Annotated in this window: 18 protein-coding genes; 4 read left to right on the top strand and 14 right to left on the bottom strand. The window is 73.3% G+C overall.

Annotated elements, in window-relative coordinates:
* Window positions 1-154: 154 nt before the first annotated feature.
* The 5 genes from OG417_RS40765 to OG417_RS40745 form a co-directional block, all read right to left on the bottom strand.
* Window positions 155-679 carry an RNA polymerase sigma factor gene (locus OG417_RS40765; RefSeq protein ID WP_329240639.1) on the bottom strand — a complete coding sequence of 175 codons (525 nt, stop codon included), beginning with the start codon at window positions 677-679 and terminating at the stop codon, window positions 155-157.
* 147 nt (window positions 680-826) lie between these two features.
* The gene (locus OG417_RS40760; RefSeq protein ID WP_329262970.1) at window positions 827-1,693 is read right to left on the bottom strand and encodes a DUF6282 family protein; all 867 of its coding nucleotides are present in this window, start codon (window positions 1,691-1,693) and stop codon (window positions 827-829) included.
* Between the two features lie 185 nt (window positions 1,694-1,878).
* Window positions 1,879-2,682 carry a class I SAM-dependent methyltransferase gene (locus OG417_RS40755; protein WP_329240638.1) on the bottom strand — a complete coding sequence of 268 codons (804 nt, stop codon included), beginning with the start codon at window positions 2,680-2,682 and terminating at the stop codon, window positions 1,879-1,881.
* Between the two features lie 53 nt (window positions 2,683-2,735).
* Entirely contained in the window at window positions 2,736-3,458 is a 723-nt protein-coding gene (locus tag OG417_RS40750; RefSeq protein WP_329240634.1) for an alpha/beta hydrolase, read from the bottom strand.
* Between the two features lie 151 nt (window positions 3,459-3,609).
* Window positions 3,610-4,776 carry a S8/S53 family peptidase gene (locus tag OG417_RS40745; RefSeq protein WP_329240631.1) on the bottom strand — a complete coding sequence of 389 codons (1,167 nt, stop codon included), beginning with the start codon at window positions 4,774-4,776 and terminating at the stop codon, window positions 3,610-3,612.
* Window positions 4,777-4,915: 139 nt separating this feature from the next.
* Between OG417_RS40745 and lnt the strand changes: the two genes are divergently transcribed.
* Complete coding sequence (gene lnt / locus OG417_RS40740; protein ID WP_329240626.1) at window positions 4,916-6,547, top strand: apolipoprotein N-acyltransferase; 1,632 nt, start codon at window positions 4,916-4,918, stop codon at window positions 6,545-6,547.
* A 75-nt stretch (window positions 6,548-6,622) separates the two neighbouring features.
* Window positions 6,623-7,117, top strand: a complete 495-nt coding sequence (locus OG417_RS40735; RefSeq protein WP_329240623.1) for a DUF3145 domain-containing protein — start codon at window positions 6,623-6,625, stop codon at window positions 7,115-7,117.
* 336 nt (window positions 7,118-7,453) lie between these two features.
* Here OG417_RS40735 and OG417_RS40730 read toward each other — a convergent pair whose 3' ends face one another.
* From OG417_RS40730 to OG417_RS40690, 9 genes are all read right to left on the bottom strand, one after another.
* Complete coding sequence (locus OG417_RS40730) at window positions 7,454-8,920, bottom strand: acyl-CoA carboxylase subunit beta (protein WP_442875607.1); 1,467 nt, start codon at window positions 8,918-8,920, stop codon at window positions 7,454-7,456.
* The gene (fabF, locus tag OG417_RS40725) at window positions 8,917-10,179 is read right to left on the bottom strand and encodes a beta-ketoacyl-ACP synthase II (protein WP_329240620.1); all 1,263 of its coding nucleotides are present in this window, start codon (window positions 10,177-10,179) and stop codon (window positions 8,917-8,919) included. The genes OG417_RS40730 and fabF overlap by 4 nt, the downstream gene beginning before the upstream one ends.
* Before the next feature lie 44 nt (window positions 10,180-10,223).
* Window positions 10,224-10,475 carry an acyl carrier protein gene (locus OG417_RS40720; protein ID WP_329240617.1) on the bottom strand — a complete coding sequence of 84 codons (252 nt, stop codon included), beginning with the start codon at window positions 10,473-10,475 and terminating at the stop codon, window positions 10,224-10,226.
* Between the two features lie 53 nt (window positions 10,476-10,528).
* Complete coding sequence (locus tag OG417_RS40715; RefSeq protein ID WP_329240615.1) at window positions 10,529-11,494, bottom strand: beta-ketoacyl-ACP synthase III; 966 nt, start codon at window positions 11,492-11,494, stop codon at window positions 10,529-10,531.
* Window positions 11,491-12,420 (bottom strand): ACP S-malonyltransferase, encoded by a 930-nt coding sequence (locus OG417_RS40710; RefSeq protein WP_329240612.1) that lies wholly within the window; start codon window positions 12,418-12,420, stop codon window positions 11,491-11,493. The genes OG417_RS40715 and OG417_RS40710 overlap by 4 nt, the downstream gene beginning before the upstream one ends.
* An 80-nt stretch (window positions 12,421-12,500) precedes the next feature.
* On the bottom strand, window positions 12,501-13,622 hold the full coding sequence (locus OG417_RS40705; RefSeq protein ID WP_329262964.1) for a PucR family transcriptional regulator: 1,122 nt from the start codon (window positions 13,620-13,622) through the stop codon (window positions 12,501-12,503).
* Window positions 13,623-13,806: 184 nt separating this feature from the next.
* Window positions 13,807-14,730, bottom strand: a complete 924-nt coding sequence (locus OG417_RS40700) for an alpha/beta hydrolase (RefSeq protein WP_329240608.1) — start codon at window positions 14,728-14,730, stop codon at window positions 13,807-13,809.
* Between the two features lie 155 nt (window positions 14,731-14,885).
* Window positions 14,886-15,542 carry a response regulator transcription factor gene (locus tag OG417_RS40695; RefSeq protein WP_329240606.1) on the bottom strand — a complete coding sequence of 219 codons (657 nt, stop codon included), beginning with the start codon at window positions 15,540-15,542 and terminating at the stop codon, window positions 14,886-14,888.
* Window positions 15,539-16,726, bottom strand: coding sequence for a sensor histidine kinase (locus OG417_RS40690; RefSeq protein WP_329240603.1), 1,188 nt, complete (start codon window positions 16,724-16,726; stop codon window positions 15,539-15,541). Before OG417_RS40690 ends, OG417_RS40695 begins: the two co-directional genes overlap by 4 nt.
* A gap of 106 nt (window positions 16,727-16,832) precedes the next feature.
* Between OG417_RS40690 and OG417_RS40685 the strand changes: the two genes are divergently transcribed.
* The gene (locus OG417_RS40685; RefSeq protein WP_329240599.1) at window positions 16,833-17,855 is read left to right on the top strand and encodes a PHP domain-containing protein; all 1,023 of its coding nucleotides are present in this window, start codon (window positions 16,833-16,835) and stop codon (window positions 17,853-17,855) included.
* A gap of 22 nt (window positions 17,856-17,877) precedes the next feature.
* A complete protein-coding gene (locus tag OG417_RS40680) occupies window positions 17,878-18,381 on the top strand; it encodes a MarR family winged helix-turn-helix transcriptional regulator (RefSeq protein WP_329240597.1) in 504 nt (167 codons plus the stop codon).
* Window positions 18,382-18,399: the final 18 nt, after the last annotated feature.

The following is an 18,399-nucleotide window of genomic DNA, read 5'->3' as shown; positions in this document are numbered from 1 at the left end:
GCTCACTGCGTTCGCTCATGGGCCCTCCTTCGTCGGAGGAGTGACCATGGGCGCTGTGTTGTCGATTCGCTCACTGCGTTCGCTCATGGGGCCTCCCTGGCCGGACCCATGAGCGAAACGCCGCTGTGCCTGTTCGGTCGCCCGTTTCGCTCGTTCACGCGCGACCGCCGAGGCGACGGCGCAGGTGGGTGAGGCAGCGCGCACGCGTCGGACCCACGCTGCCCACCGGCATCTCGAGCGCCGCGGAGATCTCCGCGTAGCTGAGCCGCGGCGAGCCGGCCAACAGCTCCAGCAGCTCGCGGCAGCGCGGCGGGATCGTCTCCAGCGCGGCCCCGACGGAGGCGGCCAGATCGCGGCCGAACACCACGTGGTGGGGCCCGGTCACCGTCGGTCCGGTTCCCTTGAGAGGCCGCTCGCGCCCGGCCCGCCGGAGCGTGGCCATGCTCTCGCGCCGCGCCGTGACCGCCAGCCAGGCCCCCGCGCGCGCCGGGTCGCGCAGCAGGGTGAGGCGCTCGACCAGGCGGAGCCACGTCGTCTGCACCACGTCCTCGGCGTCGGCGCCGCTCAGCCCGTACGAGCGTGCGATCGAGCAGAGAAGGCGGGAGTAACGGCCGACGAGTGCCCGCCACGCCTCCGCGTCTCCCTGCCCCGCCCGCCGTACGAGATCGCCCGTGCTCATCTCCTCCACAGACGCGGATATTAGCGGATCGTTACCGCTCGATTACCCTAAGTCGTAAAGACCGTCCGGTGTGGGCATTGCCGCACTCGCCCGAACGACGGTGCACGCGGACCGCGCGACGTCGCGGTGACGGCCGTGCCAGGGTTCTCAGGCGTCCAGGAACGTCGTCGACGGGTCCGTCAATGCCCGCCGCCGGGTTCGGAGGCCGTTCATCTCCTCGGTGATCAGGTACGCGGTGCGTAACAGCGTCGTCTCCGCCGCCGACGCCTCCTCCGGCAGAGACGACGTCGTGCCGACCAGGGCAACGGTGACCGCGATGTCGTGCTCGTCGAAGATGGCGGCGGCCAGGACGACGCCGTCCACGGCGGGGATGCGGATGCGGCACAGGCCTCGCGTCCGGCAGGCGGGCAGATCCTTCTCGAGCATGGCGCGCACCATCCGCCGGTACGCCGTGACGGGCAGCGGGTTGCCGCGCTGCCCGAGGTCGGAGGAGAAGATCGTGCGCTCCGGGCCGGCCGCGCGGTAGTAGTCGGCGATCTTCTTCATGGGCCGTTCCGCGGGCCGGCGTCCCACCGACTCCTTTCTGATCACGTCGACGACGTCGCGGGCGGCGTCGACGAGGCCGCCGGATTCGTCGAGGATGCTGATCGGCTCGTTGTCGCGCAGCGGCACGCCGGAGACGGGAAAGCCGCTGTGGTGGTTGTGCCGGTGGAACTCGATGTGGGCGGGGGAGGAGATGGTCGGGGACCACACCACCTTGCCATCCAGGCCAAGCGCGAGTTCCACCGCGTACGGGTTCAGGCCGCCGACGGTCCGGTTCAGCGCGATGCCGCCGTAGACCTTGACCGGCACGTCCCGCAGGCCGGCGCTCTCCAGCGCCAGGATGTCGGGCTGCATGCCGTGGTGGTGCGACTCGGCCACGATGGCACGGAATCCGACACGCGCCGCGTCCGTGGCGGCGTCGAGGATCGACATGCGGCGTGGAAACGGGCTGGGCCCGGGGTGTGTGTGCATGTCGACGCCGTCGCCCGCGGTGATGCGCGAGCTCAAAAGAGCGGATCACCCCGGTCTCCGCGAATATGGCGCGCGGCGATTTCATGCGGTCTCTCCGCGATCGGGGCATAAGTGGCTGCATTAGGTTCCGGCGTACCGCCGCCGGGGGCGCTCGCGCGATCGACCCGAGGTCTGGGCGAGCCCTCTCAGGGGCGACGAGCAGTGATGATCCAGGCGCGGGAGTCGAACCAGACGCCGTCGTCGCGCAGGTGTGCGGAGAGCGTCTCGCGCAGACGCGCGACCGTACGCGCCGCCGCGGCGGGGTCCTGCCCGTTCAGTGTCTCGCCGGTGCAGGTGAAGCCGCGGACCCAGTCGAGGGCGGCGGCCACGTCCGGACCGTAGTAGACCGGCTCGCGGACCTCGCTGAAGGCGATGTCGGCGAACCCCGCGGCGTCCAGCGTCTGCCTCACGGTCGCCGCGTCGGCGAGCGAGAACGGATCCGGTCCGGCGGAAGCGGCGGCCCCGGACCCTTCGGGGCCTGCGAGGGCCCGGCGGATCGCGACGATCCACTCATTGCGTTCGGAGGACTGCCAGACCATCATCACCAGGCGCCCGGCCGGGCGCAGCGCCCGGCCGATGTTGGTGAACGCGGCGACGGGGTCCTCGAAGAACATCGTGCCGAACCTGCTGATCGCCAGGTCGAAGCGCTGTCGCGGAAAGCGTTGAACCTGCGCGTCGGCGTGTTCGAACGTGACGTTGCGGAGCCCCTCCGCCCGGGCGAGCTCACGGGCACGCTCGATGGCGGGTGCGGAGATGTCGACGCCGAGCGCGCCGCCTGCCCGGGCCGTGCGCGCGGCCTGCCGGGTCGTCTGCCCGGCGCCGCATCCGACGTCGAGCACGTGGTCGTGGAGCCGGACGCCACAGGTCCGGCGCAGCACCTGGTCGTGTCGCCGCAGTTCGGCCTCGTAGCCGCCGGGGTCCAGCGTGTGTTCGCTCGCGGCGTCTCGCATCGCGGTCCCCTCACCACGGTCGGGGTCGTCCGGGCGCCGTCGGTGACCGGTGTTCATCGGGACGGCATCCCGCCGCCCGGCCTCCGGGAGGCGGCCGGCTCGTCGCGGTCACCGAGCAGCCCCTGCTCGGCGGCGTAGGCCTCGAGGCGGTCCGTCAGCTCGCGGGGGCGGCTCAGCGCGGGGGTGTGCCCACCGTCGATCTCGTCGGGGGTGATGCCCAGGCGCTCCCGGGCGACGCGGCGCTGGAAAGCCGTGGGGAGCAGGCGGTCGTCGCGACAGATCAAGACCCGCGTGGGGACGTCGGGCCAGGCCCGAAGCGGCGAGGCCTCCGCCATCCGGGCCTCGGACTGGCCGCGCGTCCGCTTCAGTGCCTCGGCGGCCAGTTCCGGCGGGACGTCCTGGTAGAACAGCGCGATCGTGTCGTCGTAGTGGTCGCGCGCCTCCTGGTCGTATCGCGTATGGGCCCAGTAGTCGGCGGGCGCCTCCGCCGGCGCGGGGATCATGGGCGCGACCAGGACGAGCAGTTTCACCGCCACCCGGTCGCAGACGAGCGGGGCCGTGAAGCCGCCGAGCGACTGGGCGACGACGATCAGATCGGTCCGGTCGCCGACCGCCTCGACCACGGTGTCCGCGTATTCGGGCAGGCCCGCCGAGTCGTCGTCGCAGGGAAGATCCGGCGCGACGGTGTCATGGCCTCGCGCCCGCAGTGCGGCCTCGACCGAATGCCAGTACCAGCCGACATCGCCGGCGCCGTGGATCAAGACGAATGTGGCCACCGTGTCCCCTCCCGCTGCCGCGATCCCCGATCAGCCGCCTGCCGTCCGGCTCTGGATGCGACTGACGGTAGGCGACGGCACCGACATTCCCGGCGGTGCGGCGGCCGGAGCGGCGAGTGACGCCGGTGGTCGCGGAGCCCGGCCGGTGCGCCTAAGGCGTCAGGATCACGCCGAGTTCCGGCGAGACCCGCCGGCCGGCGGGGTCGAGCAGGCGGGCGGCCGCCAGAGGGGCGGGGATCCGCTCGGTGGCCGCCAGGTCGGCGATCCGGCCGGCCACCGCGGGCGCGGCGAACGAGGTGCCGCTCCACGTCGCGTAGCCGGCGAAGGCGTCCGGGTCGATTCCGTGCACCGGTGGGCGCGGGCCGTCGAAGCGCACGAAGCAGCTCGTGACGTCCACTCCCGGCGCGGAGGCGTCCACCCACCAGCCGTGGTCGGAGAACCAGGCGCGCTCCTCACCGTCCAGTGCGGCGACGGCGACCACGTGCTTCAGCGCGGCGGGCCAGAACGGCCGGTCGCTCGCGTGGTTGCCGGCGCACGCCACCACGACCGTGCGCCGGGCGAGGGCGGCGACGGCGCGGGCGACGACCGGAGACGGGCGGTCGTCGTACGTGTGGCAGCCGAGCGACAGGTTGGCGACGTCGGCCCGTCCCCAGTCCGACAGCCAGGCCAGCGCGCGCAGGACGCCGAGCTCGTCACCGACGCCGTCGCCGCCGATCACCCGGAGGGCACGGATCCGGACCCCGGGCGCGTGCCGCAGGAGCACGCCCGCGATGAACGTCCCGTGCCCCGCCTGGGCGTCGAGTTCGTAGTCCAGATCGGCGTCGAGGACCTCGGTGACCTCCGCGCGCTGCGCGGCGTACCAGTCCGTCGTCTCGTACCACGGGTGCGGCGACATCCCTGTGTCGAGCACCGCGACCGTGACCGGGCGCCGCCCCGCGCCCGGGGCGGCGGGCGGGGCGGGCGGCGCGGCGGGCCGTGGCCGCCCGGCCGGGCCCGTCCACCACATCGGCTGGCCGTGCACGAGGTGGTTGGGCGCCACCGCCAGCCCGTGGTGCCCGTGCAGTTCGGCGGCCAGCTCGCAGACGTCGACACCCGCCGGCGCCCGCAGGTGCACGCGGGCGGCGCCCGGGCCCTCCTCCGTCGTGTCGCGCCAGCGGCGCACCAGATCCTCCACCGCCGGCACGTCCTGGCCGGCGACGAGGATCTGGTCGCGGCGTACGAGGGAGGGGCGCCCACGCACCGGCTCGGCGACCACGGCGTCGCGGTGGCGGGCGAGCAGGCGTTCGAGCCGCGCCGCCTGAACGATCTCGTCGAACACCGCGTACCTCCGCAGCACCGGTCGTTCACGCAGAGCGAGTGGACGTTACGCAGTGTGCCGTGACATGTCGCGTACGGCCAGCGGAACGGGGGAACCGGCCCCCTTGCCTTACGTCCCCGTGGACGATCACTCTTGAGGGGTGAGGGCCGCGGCGGAGGTGATCGGATCCAGCGGAGACCCGTCGGCGGACGGCGGCCGTTCCGTCACCCGGCGCGCCAGGGCCCTCGCCCTCCTGCGCCGCCGGGCGCCGGCCCTCGTCGCGGGCGCGCTGCCGGTGCTGGCCTTCCCGCGTCCGGGGCTCGACTGGCTCGCGTGGGTGGCGCTCACGCCCGGCCTGCTGCTCGCCCGCTCCGCGCCGACCGGCCGTGAGGCGGCCAAGCGCGGCTGGTGGTTCGGCGCCGGGTTCATCCTCGCCGCGCTCTACTGGCTGTTCCCCACCGTCGGGCCGGGTGTGCTCCTGCTCGCCGTGGCCGCCGGCGCGCTCTGGGCGCCGTGGGGCTACGCGGCCTGGGCGCTCCTGCGGCCCGGCCGCCTCATCGCCGCCGTCGTCGTGGTGCCGAGCGTGTGGCTCGCGGCGGAGTGGGGGCGCTCCTGGCAGTCGCTGGGCGGCCCGTGGGCGCTGTACGGCGCGACACAGTGGCGGCATCCCGCGGTGCTGAGCCTGGCCTCCGTCGGCGGCGTGTGGCTCGTCACCTTCGCCCTCGTGGCGGTCAACACCGCGCTGGCGATCGCGGCCGGCGCCTGGTTCCGCCGCGCCGGGGACACGCCGCCCGCGGGGCGGCCGGTCCGCCGTCCCCTCGCCGCCGTTCTGCTCGCCGCCCTGATCGCGGCGGCCGGACCGCTGACGTACCGGTCCTGGTCCGCGCCCGCCGGCCGTCCGCTGAAGGTGGCGCTCGTGCAGCCGGGCGTCGTGGTCGGCGCGGGCACGCGGTTCGACGCGGGGGAGCGGATCACCGCCGCGCTGCCCAGGGTCGACCTGGTGGTCTGGGGCGAGAGCAGCGTCGGTTTCGACCTGCGCCGGCGACCCGACCTGATGGCCCGGCTGACGGCCCTCGCCCGCGCGCACGGCCCGCTGCTCGTCAATGAGGACGCGCGGGACGCCACCGGCCGCATCTCCAAGAGCGCCGTTCTCATCGGGCCGGACGGGGAGCGGGCCCGGTACGTCAAGAACCGCCTCGTGCCCTTCGGCGAGTACATCCCGCTGCGGACCACCCTCGGCTGGCTCACCCGCGTCAGCAAGGCGGCCGATCAGAACCGCGTGCCCGGCACGGGCGTCGTGATGATGCGCGCGGGCGCCGTCGACTTCGGACCGCTGATCTGCTTCGAGTCGACCTTCCCCGACCTGGCCCGCACGGTCGTGAACCGCGGGGCCCGCGTCCTCGTGTACGAGTCGGCGACCTCGACGTTCCAGGGCAGCTGGGCGCCGCCGCAGCACGCCTCGCTCGGCGCCGTACGGGCCGCCGAGACGGGACGGCCCGCGGTACAGGCCGCGCTGACCGGGGTGTCGGCCGCGTTCGACGAGCGGGGACGGCGGATCGCCTGGATGGACACGCCCCGGCGGGGCTCGGTCGTCGTGGAGGTCACGCCGTCACGCGGGCGCACGCCGTACGACCGCTACGGCGACTACGTGCCCTGGCTCGCCGTCGTGATCGCGGCCGGAGCCGGCCTCCAGGCGTGGCGCCGGCGACACCCACGAGGCCGATCTGGTAGGTCCGACTCATTCCTACGCGGTATGCGGTCTGGTGCGAGTGATGAGCATGAGGCACAATGACCATGCGGTCATTCGGTCCGGTCTGGTGCGAGGACGTTGGGGAAGACGAACCTCGCAACGCTCCCAGGAGGTCCGGTGTCCGCACGTGGCGTTTTCTACGTCCACTCAGCGCCGCCTGCGCTGTGCCCTCACATCGAGTGGGCCGCCGCAGGCGTTCTCGGTGTGCCCGTCTCACTGCCGTGGAGCGATCAGCCCGCGGCGCCAGGGACGATGCGCACCGAGCTGTGCTGGGAAGGTCGCCCCGGCACAGCGGCCGGCATCGTGTCGGCGCTGCGCGACTGGCGCCTGCTGCGCTTCGAGGTGACCGAGGACGCCACGCCCGGATGCGACGGCGTCCGCTACAGCGTGACGCCCTCCCTCGGTGCCTTCACCGCCGTGATCGGCGCGAACGGCGACGTCCACGTGCCCGAAGACCGCCTGCGCGCGGCGATGGCCAACGCCATGGCGGGCAAGGCGACCTTCGAGCACGAGGTCGACCGGCTCCTCGGCAAGCCGTGGGACGACGAGCTGGAGCCGTTCCGTCGCGCCGGCGACGGAGCCCCGGTCCGCTGGCTGCACGCCGCCGGCTGATCACGTACGAAGCCGGGTGACCGGACCGGAGCGGCCGACCGTCGGGCCGCGCCGGCCGGAGTCCGCCCGGCGCCCGCCGGCCCGGCCGGTGGGAGACGGCCGTCCCCCGCGGGGAGCGACACGGGGACGCGCCGCCGTACGGCCGCGGCCCGGGGCCTCGGCGAGACGAGACCGGCCGGGCGCGGACGTCGCCGATACCGCCCTTTCCGGGAGGTACCAGCAACGAGGATCAGTGGTCACAGCCGTACGGGCCACGAACCCGAAACGCCCCGTCCAGGACGGGCCTGGACGGGGCGTGCCGTATGTGGGGTCTCCGGGCGGTGCCCGGGTCCACTGCTACAGAGGGATGTTGCCGTGTGCGCCGCGGGCCGGGGTGGCCTCGGCGATCGCCTGCGCGATCGCGCGGCGGGTCTTCGCGGGCTCGATGACCTCGTCGATGACGCCGATGTTCTGCGCCCGGTCGAGGCCGCCGACGATCTTCTCGTGTTCGGCCGCGAGCTGCTCTTCCAGCGCGTGGCGCTCCTCCTCCGGCACGGCGGCCAGCTTGCGCCGGTGCAGGATGCGGACCGCGGCGACCGAGCCCATCACCGCGACCTCGGCGGTCGGCCAGGCGAAGACGCGCGTCGCGCCCAGGGCGCGGGAGTTCATCGCGATGTACGCGCCGCCGTACAGCTTGCGGGTCACCAGCGTCACCCGCGGCACGACCGCCTCGGCGAACGCGTGCAGGAGCTTGGCCCCTCGCCGTACGACGCCGTCGTGCTCCTGGCCCACGCCCGGCAGGTAGCCGGGGACGTCGACCACCATGATGAGCGGCACCCCGAACGCGTCGCACATCCGGACGAACCGCGCCGCCTTCTCCGCCGACGTCGCGTCCAGGCAGCCGCCCAGCCGCATCGGGTTGTTGGCGATGACCCCGACCGTCCGGCCGCCGAGGCGGCCCAGCGTGGTCGTGATGTTCGGCGCCCACTTGGGGTGCAGCTCGATCGACTCCGACCCCTCGTCGAGCAGCCGGGTCACGATCGGCTTGACGTTGTAGGCACGCCGGGGGTTGTCCGGCAGGATGCCGCCCAGGTCGACCTCGTCCACCTCTTCGGGCCGCAGCCGGCCCTGGTGGCCGAGCAGCGCCGCGACCCGCCGGGCCTTGAGCAGGGCCTCGGTGTCGGTCTTGGTCACGATGTGCACGACACCGCTGCGCTTGCTGTGCGGCTCGGGACCGCCCAGCGCCGCCATGTCGACGTCCTCGCCGGTGACCGAGCGGACGACGTCCGGGCCGGTCACGAAGATGCGGCCGCCCTCGGACAGGATGACGATGTCGGTCAGCGCCGGGCCGTACGCCGCACCGCCGGCCGCGGCACCGAGCACGACCGAGATCTGCGGCACCACGCCGGAGGCGTGGGTCATCGCGGCGAAGATCCGGCCGACGCCGTGGAGCGACTCGACGCCCTCGGCGATGCGGGCACCGCCGGAGTGCCACAGGCCGATGATCGGCAGGCGCTCGCGCACCGCGTGGTCGTACGCGTGCACGATGTGCTCACAGCCCGCCGCGCCCAGGGCGCCGCCCTGGACGCGCGGGTCGCTGGCGAAGGCCGCGACGGGCATGCCCTCGATCCGGCCGACGCCCGCGATGGCGCCGCTGTCGTCCTCTTCGGTGAGGAGCCGCAGCGACCCCTCGTCGAAGAGCGCTTCGAGACGGACGCGCGGGTCCCGGGGATCCGGCGCGGCCTCGGCCTCGAGCTCGGCCTCGGCCTGCTGGGGGATCTCGTCGGCCGCCGGAGCGGGGGTACGACTGTCGACAACGGTCACGACTCATGCCTCCTAAAGGCGACGCACACGTTGTGGCCACCGAAGCCGAACGAGTTGTTCAGTGCCGCGGCGGGGCCGCCGGGCAGCTTCCTCGGCTCGCCCTGGGCGATGTCGAGGTCGACTTCGTCGTCGAGATCGTCGATGTTGATGGTCGGCGGGACCAGGCCCTCGCGCAGCGCGAGCAGCGTGGCGATCGACTCCACCGCGCCGGTGCCACCGAGCAGGTGCCCGGTCATCGACTTGGTGCTCGTCACGATGATCTGCCCGGCCGCGTCGCCGAGCGCCTTCTTGATCGCCTTGATCTCACCGACGTCGCCGATCGGGGTGGACGTGCCGTGTGCGTTGATGTGGACGATGTCTCCTGGCTCGAGACCCGCGTCGGCCAGCGCGCGCTTCATGGCCTTGGACATGCCGTCAGCGTCGTTCTGCACGATGTCGTTGGCGTCGGCGGAGTACCCGACGCCGGCGGCGACGCCGTGGATCCGCGCGCCGCGCGCACGGGCGTGCTCCTCGGACTCGAGGATGACGATGCCCGAGCCCTCGCCGAGCACGAAACCGTCGCGGTTCTTGTCGTAGGGCCGCGACGCGCGCTCCGGCTCGTCGTTACGCGTCGACATGGCGCGCATCGACGCGAACGCGGCGAGGTTGAGCTGGTGAATGGCCGCTTCGGTGCCACCGGCGATGACGATGTCGGCACGGCCGGAGCGGATCATGTCGATGCCGTAGCCGATGGCCTCGGCGCTGGAGGCGCACGCGCTCGCCAGCGCGTGCGCGCCCGCACGGGCGCCGAACTCGATGCTCACCTGGCCGGCGGCGCCGTTGGGCATCAGCATCGGCACGGCGAACGGCGAGACGCGCTTCCAGCCCTTCTCCCGCAGCGTGTCGTAGTTGTCGAGGGTGGTGATGATCCCCCCGATGCCGCTGGAGACGACCGCGCCGAGCCGGTCGCCGTCGACCCGGAAGCCCTCCGCCGACTCCTCGTCACCGAACGCGAGGCCGGCGTCGCGCCAGGCCTCGTGCGCGGCGATGAGAGCGAACTGCTGGCACCGGTCGAGACGGCGCAGCCGGTGCCTGGGCAGGACCTCCGACGGCTCCACCGCGATCCTCGCGGCGATCCTCACCGGCAGGTCCTTGGCCCAGTCCGCCTCGATCGGCTTGACGCCGGAACGGCCCGCGAGCAGAGCGGACCAGGTCGACGCCACGTCGCCGCCGAGTGGCGTGGTCGCGCCCAGTCCGGTCACGACGACGGAGGTACTCATTCGGTCACGCTCTCCTTTGATGTTCTCGTCGCTGGACGTGTCTTTCAGGCCGCGTCCTTGCCCTGCACGTAGACGACGACGTCCTTGACGGTCTTGAGGTTCTTCAGCTCGTCGTCGGGGATCTCGACGCCGAACTCGTCCTGCGCGGCGACGGCGATCTCCACCATCGACAGCGAGTCGATGTCGAGGTCGTCCACGAACGACTTGTCGGGGGTGACGTCGGACGCCGGCACACCGGCGATCTCCTCGATGATCTTGCCGAGGCCCTTGAGGATTTCCTGGTCGGACAGTGCCATGGTGCTATTACTCCTCTGAATCGGTTGTACTGAAGGTGGGTGAGGAACGGGGGTTACGGGATGTCGACGACCTGGGCCGCGTACGTCATCCCGGCGCCGAAGCCCATCAGCAGGGCGGGACCGCCGGAGGGCACGTCGCCGCGCTCGATGAGTCGGGAGAGAGCGAGCGGGATCGAGGCGGCCGAGGTGTTGCCGGCCTCCACGATGTCGTCGGCGACGACCGCGTTGTCCGCCTTGAGCTTGCGCGCGATCGCCTCGACGATGCGCAGGTTGGCCTGGTGGGGGACGAACGCCGCCAGCTCCGACGGGTCGACGCCGGCGCGGTCGCACGCTTCCCTGGCGACCTTGTGAAGATACGTGGTGGTCCACCGGAACACGCTCTGCCCCTCCTGGTAGAGGAAGCTGTTCCGGTCCTTGATGTAGATCCGCTCGGCCATGTCGCCGGCGCTGCCCCACACGACCGGCCCGACCGACGTCTCCTCGGACGGCCCGACGACCGCCGCGCCCGAGCCGTCGGCGAAGATGATGCAGGTGGAACGGTCCGTCCAGTCCACCCACTGGGAGAGCTTCTCCGCGCCGACCACGAGCACGTTGCGCGCCGAACCGGCGCGGATCGCGTCGGAGGCGTTGGACAGGGCGTAGCAGAAGCCCGCGCAGGCGGCGTTGACGTCGTACGCGCCCGGCGCGACGATGCCCAGACGGCTGGCGACCTGCGCCGACGCGTTGGGGATCTGCGCCTCCTGGGTGCAGGTGGCGACGATGACCAGGTCGATGTCGGCCGGGGACAGACCGCTGTTGGCGAGGGCCTTGCCGCCGGCCTGCACGCCCATGTCGACCACCGACTCGTCGGGACCGGCGATGCGCCGCTGCTTGATGCCGACCCGGCTCTGGATCCACTCGTCGTTGGTGTCGACGGTCTTGGCGATGTCGTCGTTGGTGACGACGTTGGACGGCTGGTAGTGGCCGAACGCGAGGATGCGCGCCCCGGGGGCGCCGGTACGGAGCTGGAAGGACGTCACGCGTTCTCCAATGTGTCGTCACTGGGGCTGGCCTCGGCCAGGATGCGAGCCTGGTCGAGTTTGTCCGGCGTCTTGAGCGCGACCACCTCGACCCCCGGCAGCGCACGGCGAGCGATACCGGCGAGAGTGCCGGCCGGCGGAAGCTCGATGATGGCCGTGACGCCGAGGTCCGTCATCGTCTCCATGCAGGAGTCCCAGCGCACCGGGTTGCTGACCTGCTCGGCGAGACGGGCGACGAAGTCTTCTCCACGCCCCACGACGGCGCCGTCGCGGTTGGACAGCACCTGTATACCCGGGTCCGCCACGGGCATGCCCGGCGTGATGCGCTGGAGCGTGTCGACCGCGGGCCGCATGTGCTCGGTGTGGAACGCGCCCGCCACCTGGAGACTGCGCAACCGTGCCCCGGACGGCGGCCGGTCCTTCAGCGCGGCGAGCTGCTCCATCGTGCCGGCGGCGACGACCTGCCCGGCGCCGTTCATGTTCGCCGGCGTGAGGCCGTGTTCTTTCAGGACCGTCTGCACCTCGCCCGGGTCGCCGCCGAGCACCGCGGTCATGCCGGTCTCGGTGACGGTCGCCGCCTCGGCCATGGCCCGGCCGCGCTCACGCGCGAGAACGAGCGCCGCCTCGGGGGAGATGACGCCGGCCATCGCGGCCGCGGCCAGCTCACCCACACTGTGCCCCGCCACGAGGCCGGGCCTGACGTCGAGCACCTCGTACGCGATGAGAGCGGCGCTGACGAGCAGCGGCTGCGCGACGGCGGTGTCGCGGATCTCGTCGGCGTCGGCGGTCGTCCCGTAGCGGATCAGGTCGAGCCCGGTGACGGCCGACCACCAGGTGAGGCGTTCGGTCACCCCCGGGAGCTCGAGCCAGGCCTCGAGGAATCCGGGTGTCTGGGCGCCCTGCCCGGGCGCGGTGATGGCGAGCACGCATCCCACAGTGCCTCGTGGGGATGCGCCGTGTTCATGCGGTGAGGTACGAAGTTGGGGCGGCCCGCCTTGTGAGGGTCCTACAAGTTGGCCGGACGCGACATGAAGCGGCCGAGCACGAGCGCGATGCGCAGCGTGAAGGCGGCGCGGCCGTCGGCGGGCACGTATCCGGTCAGCTCCGTGACGCGTCTGAGCCGGTAGCGGACGGTGTTGGGGTGGACGAACAGGAGCCGCGCGGTGGCCTCCAGCGACGAGCCCTGCTCCAGATAGGTCGTCAGCGTGTCCAGCAGCGGGGCGCCGGCGTCGCGCAGCGGTTCGTAGACCTCCTCCACAAGAAACGCCCGCGCGTCATCGTCGCCGTCGAGGGCGCGCTCGGCCAGCAGCGCGCTGGCGAGCACCGGCCGGGGCGCGTCCGGCCAGCCGGCCACGGCCTGCAGCCCGGCGAGCGCGGCGCGCGCCGATCCGGTGGCGGCGTACAGGTCCTCCACCCGCGGGCCGACGACGACCGGGCCCGCGCCGAACTTGGAGGTGAACGGCTTGGCCGCGGCGAGCGGATCGTCCTCCACGCCGCCGACGATGATGATGAGGCGGCTGCCCTGGACCCCGGCGAGCACGTCGACGCGCGCGCGGCGCGACGCGATGCGGATGTCGTCGATGATGGCCTCGGGCTCGTCGTCGGGCGTGTGCCCGGCCATGACGGCCACCGAGGTCGAGGCCCAGCCGAGCGCGGCCGCCCAGGAGTGCAGCGACTCGTCGACCTCGCCGCGCAGCAGGGCGTCGACGATGAGCGCCTCGAGCCGCGCGTCCCACGCGCCGCGCGTCTCGGCCGCCCGCGCGTAGACCTGCGCGGCGCCGAAGGCGACCTCGCGGGTGTAGCGGAGGATCGCCTCGCGCAGCTGGGTCTCGCCGCCCGGCGCCGCGAGCTTGTTCACCTGCGCCTCGACCACGTCGATGACGACGCGCACGATCTCGACGGTCTGCTGGAGGCGTACGGCGCGCATCAGCTCGCGGGGCGCCGTGCCGAAGACCTCGCCCGCGATGGCCGGCCGGATCTTCTCCTCGTGCTTGAACCACTCGACGAACCCGGCGATTCCCGCCTGGGCCACCAGGCCGACCCACGAGCGGTACTCCGCCGACATCGCGCGGAACCACGGCAGGCGTTCTTCCATGCTGGCCGTGGCGGCGGTGCCGAGCGATCCCATGGCCTGCTCGAGCCGCTCGGTCGTCTCTTCGCGGATGTCGCCGTCGTTCTTCACATTCTCCACCCTCCCACCCCCGGCCGGCGGATGAGAGCATCGGCGGGGGCCGTGCACGTCGCCGCCGGCGGCGATACGTCACCTGTGACGGTAACCGCCTTTTGTTGTGGAAGTGTCGGGAAGGTCCTGGTCAACGCGTCACATCGCCGACGCGGCCGAGGGTGATGAGAGCCAGATTGCGCAGCGCGACGCCGCCGGGCCGGAGGTAGTCGCTGTGCCCGCCGTCCCCCGCCGCGAACCGCCGGGCGCCGAATCCCGCCGCGACCGGGTCCGCGCCGAATCCGACGCCGAGCACCCGGACGTTCGGCGTGTACCGCATCCAGTCGCCCGAGGCGCGTCCCGCCCACAGCCGCGCACGCGTGTGCAGCCCGGCCGCGGAGGAGACGGTCATCCCCGGGCTGCCGAACACGGCGATGTCGGTCGCGTCGAGGCCCTTCGCGGCGCGCCCGCAGACCACCGTGCCGTAGCTGTGACACAGCAGCGCGACGCCGGCGCCGCGGGCGTTCAGCCATGAGACCAGCGGCCGGAGCGCCCGGGCGCCCTGGTCGGCGTGGCCGGTGGTGAGCACGGCGGGGCTGATGGTGGCCGGGGCCGGGTACCCGAGCCAGGCGATGACGGCCGGCCGCGCGCCCGGGGACAGGCGTTCGGCCTCGGCGTACAGGGCTCGGGCGCCCCCGCCGGGCGACGCGGTCCCCCGGGAGTCGAAGGTGGCCGGAGTCGTGTCCGCGCCGGGCACGAGCACGGCGACACGCCGCGCGGTCGCCAGGTCGCCGATCACCTCGACCGCCCGGCCGCGCGGGTCGAAGTCGAGGAACGTACGGCCGGGCGCGGCGAGGGCGCGCAGGCGCTGTGACGTGCGCGGGTCCTCGGTGCCGCGGGCGGCGCTCTCGATCGCCGCACGCTCGGCCGCGTACCGGGCGGCCAGTGCCCGGCCGGTCAGGGCGGGCAGGGGCCGCAGGGGCAGCGGCCGGGACGAGGCGTCGCCCGCCGCGGCGGTGCTGAGCGCGAGCGCGGCGCCCGTGAGCGCGAGCAGGGTCACCCGTCCGGCCTTCATTCCGGTCTCCCTCCGGTCCACGCCGTCCGGCCGGGTCGGCCGGACGGCGGGACAGGAAGTTACGGACGGGCGGCCGTGGCGCGCGTCCCTCCCGGGAGCGCATCCGCGCGTACCTCTCAGGTAGGTCGTGGGAGTACGAGTGACCCGAGTTCGTGCTACCCGCCCGGGCGTACGAGGCCGGTCTCGTACGCGTAGACCACGGCCTGGGTGCGGTCGCGCAGGTCCAGCTTCATCAGGATGCGCCCGACGTGCGTCTTCACGGTCTGCTCGGCCACGACGAGCTCGGCGGCGATCTCGGCGTTGGACATGCCGCGCGCCACCAGGCCGAGCACCTCGCTCTCGCGTTCGGTGAGCCCTTCGGCGCGCCGGCCGTCGGGTCCCCGCGGCGCGCCCATGCGGGCGAACTCGGCGATGAGCCGGCGGGTCACCGCCGGGGCGAGCAGCGCGTCGCCCGCCGCGACGACGCGTACGGCGTCGGCCAGCTCACTCGCCGAGGCGTCCTTCAGCAGGAATCCGCTGGCGCCCGCGCGCAGCGCCTCGTACACGTAGTCGTCCAGGTCGAAGGTGGTCAGGACCAGCACCTTCGGCGCGTCCTCGCCCGCGGTGACGACCCGGGTGGCGGCCAGGCCGTCCATCACGGGCATGCGGACGTCCATCAGCACCACGTCGGGACGGAGCTCGGCCGCGCGCGTCACGGCCTCCCTCCCGTCGACCGCCTCGCCGATGACCTGGATGTCGGGCTGGGCGTTCAGCAGGATGGAGAAACCGGACCGGACCATGCCCTGGTCGTCGGCGATGAGCACACGAATCACGCTGGGGCCTTTTCGTACGGAAGGACGGCGGTGACGGCGAACCCGCCGCCGGGCTCGGGACCGGCGGCCAGGCTCCCCCCGAGCATGCTCGCACGCTCGCGCATGCCGACGAGACCGTGGCCGCCGCCGCTCTCGGCGACCGGCCGGGGCGCGGTGCCGGGACCGTTGACGACCCGCAGCCGCAGGCTGCCGGCGCGGTAGGCGATGTCCACGGTCACCGACGCGTCGGGCGCGTGCTTCATGGCGTTGCTGAGGGCCTCCTGCAGGATGCGGTGCGCCGACAGTGCCACGCCCTGGGGCAGCGGTGGCGGCTCGCCGGTCGAGCGGACCTCGACGGTCAGCCCGCCGCTCCGGGCGGAGGCGACGACCTCCTCGAGGCGGTCGAGGCCGGGTTGCGGCGCGGTGTCCGGCGTGTGGCCGGTGCGGAGCACGCCGAGCACCCGGCGCAGCTCGGTCAGCCCCGCCAGGGCGCTGGCGCGGATCTCGGCGAAGCTCTCGGCCAGCTCGGGCGGAGGATCGGTGACCTTGTACGGCGCGGCCTCGGCCTGGATCGCGATGACCGACATGTGGTGGGCGACGACGTCGTGCAGCTCACGCGCGATCCGCTGGCGCTCCTCCAGCACGGCCGTCTCGGCCGCGTGCCGCGCCTCCTGCTCGGCGAGCGCCTCGCGGGTGGTGCGCCGGATCCGTACGAGATGGCCGACGACGAGGGGCACCAGCATGACGACCGCGACCGCCGCGGTGGACGCGTCGACCACCGCCGCGCCGACGACGGTGACCACGGCGGCGCCGGCCGTGACCCGGTTGCCGCCGCGGACCCCCACCGCGTACAGGCACAGCAGGTAGATCACGACGGCGCCCGGGAGGTACGGCAGGGAGAGGCCCTGCGCGAGGAGCAGGGCGCGGGCGGTCAGGATCGCGCCGGCCGAGCACAGCCACGCGGCGAGCGGCCGCCGGTCGCGGAGCGTGAGCGGCGCGGCGGTGATGAAAGACGTGAGGATCAGCAGGACGCCGGAGGGGTGACCGGGGGAGGGGTTCGGCGAGCGCGGAACGGCGTTGTCGATGGCGAAGAACAGCAGGGCGATGAGGAAGTCCAGCGCCACGACGATGTCGACGGGGCCCATTCGCAGGCGGGAGCGGATGCGCCCACGCCGCGGCGCCGGGGCGCTCGGCTCATCGGTCATGCGCAGAGCCTAGGTGCCGCGTGCCCCGGAGACGTCGGCCGTCCGGGTGATCCCTCGGGTACTACTCCGGTAGGGGGTGTCACAGGGCACGGGTAGAAAGGAGGTCATGGATCCGCTCGAGGCACTCAAACGCATCGCGTTCCTGCTGGAGCGCGCCGGCGAGGCGACCTACCGGGTGCGCGCCTTCCGCCGGGCGGCCGCGACCGTCGAGCGGACCCCGGCCGACGAGCTGGCCGCCCGCGCACGGGCCGGCACGCTGGAGGACCTGTCCGGCGTCGGCAAGGTCACCGCCTTGGTGATCAAGGAGGCGCTCGACGGAGAGACGCCCGTGTACCTGCGGAGGCTCGAGGCGACCGAGGGGCGGCCGCTCGACGAGGCCACCGAGGCGCTGCGCGCGGCGCTGCGCGGCGACCTGCACACGCACTCGGACTGGTCCGACGGCGGCTCGCCGATCGAGGAGATGGCGGCCGCCGCGATCGGCATCGGCCACGACTACGTCGCCCTCACCGACCACTCGCCGCGGCTGAAGGTCGCGAACGGCCTGTCGCCGGAGCGGCTCCGCTCGCAGCTCGACGTGGTCGCGGCGCTGAACAAGGAGCTCGCGCCGTTCCGCATCCTGACCGGCATCGAGGTCGACATCCTCGACGACGGCTCGCTCGACCAGGACCCCGAGCTGCTGGCCGAGCTCGACGTCGTCGTCGCCAGCGTGCACTCCAAGCTGCGCATGCCGTCGGCCGAGATGACCCCGCGCATGCTGCGCGCCATCGAGAACCCACGCGTCAACGTCCTCGGCCACTGCACCGGCCGCATCGTGGCGGCCGGCGGCCGGCGCGGTGGCAAGCGCCCCGAGTCGGAGTTCGACGCCGAACAGGTCTTCGCCGCCTGCGTACGGCACGACGTCGCGGTGGAGATCAACTCCCGGCCCGACCGGCTGGATCCGCCCAAACGCCTGCTGCGGCCCGCGCTGGAGGCGGGCTGCCGGTTCTCCATCGACTCCGACGCCCACGCGCCGGGACAGCTCGACTGGCAGCCGTTCGGATGCGAGCGCGCCGCCCGGTGCGGCGTGCCCCCGGAGCGCGTCGTCAACACGATGAGCCTGGACGACCTGCTCGCCTGGACCGCCGGCTGACACCGGTCAGGGAGTGATCACGGTGCGCCGGCCGCCGCCGGTGTCCCGCCAGGCGGCCTCGACGCCGGCGAAGGGCGACCCACGACGACATGGCGGGGTTCATGGCCGCGGCGATGAGCACCGGGTCGCCTCCCTCGGGCGGGGTGACGCTGCGGCGCAGGTCGACGACCGTCCGCTCGGCCATCGCGCCCATCGGGTGGAGCACGACCTGTCGCTGACGCAGCTGCGGGTCCTGGCGATCCTGCGGGACCGCGAGCCGATGATGGTCGAGCGCGCGGCGCACCTGGGGCTGGAGCGGTCCGCGGTGAGCGGGCCGGTCGACCGCGCCGTCCGGCGTGGGCTCGTGCGCCGCGACGCCAGCGAGAAGGACGGGCGAGCCGTCCGGGTCGCCCTCACCCCGGACGGACGGCGCCTCGCCGGCGTCATCACCGAGAAGGTCGCCGACCTGCTCACGCCGATGATCCGCGGCCTGGCGCCGGCCGACCGTAGGCGCCTCGGCGGTGTCCTGGCCAGGCTGATCGAATGATCACGGTTCGCATCCCCT

Origin of the sequence: Actinoallomurus sp. NBC_01490, from assembly GCF_036227085.1 — a bacterium.
GTDB lineage: Bacteria > Actinomycetota > Actinomycetes > Streptosporangiales > Streptosporangiaceae > Actinoallomurus > Actinoallomurus oryzae.
The sequence above is the reverse complement of the archived record's forward strand: the minus strand, read 5'-3'. Positions and strand labels throughout refer to the sequence as shown.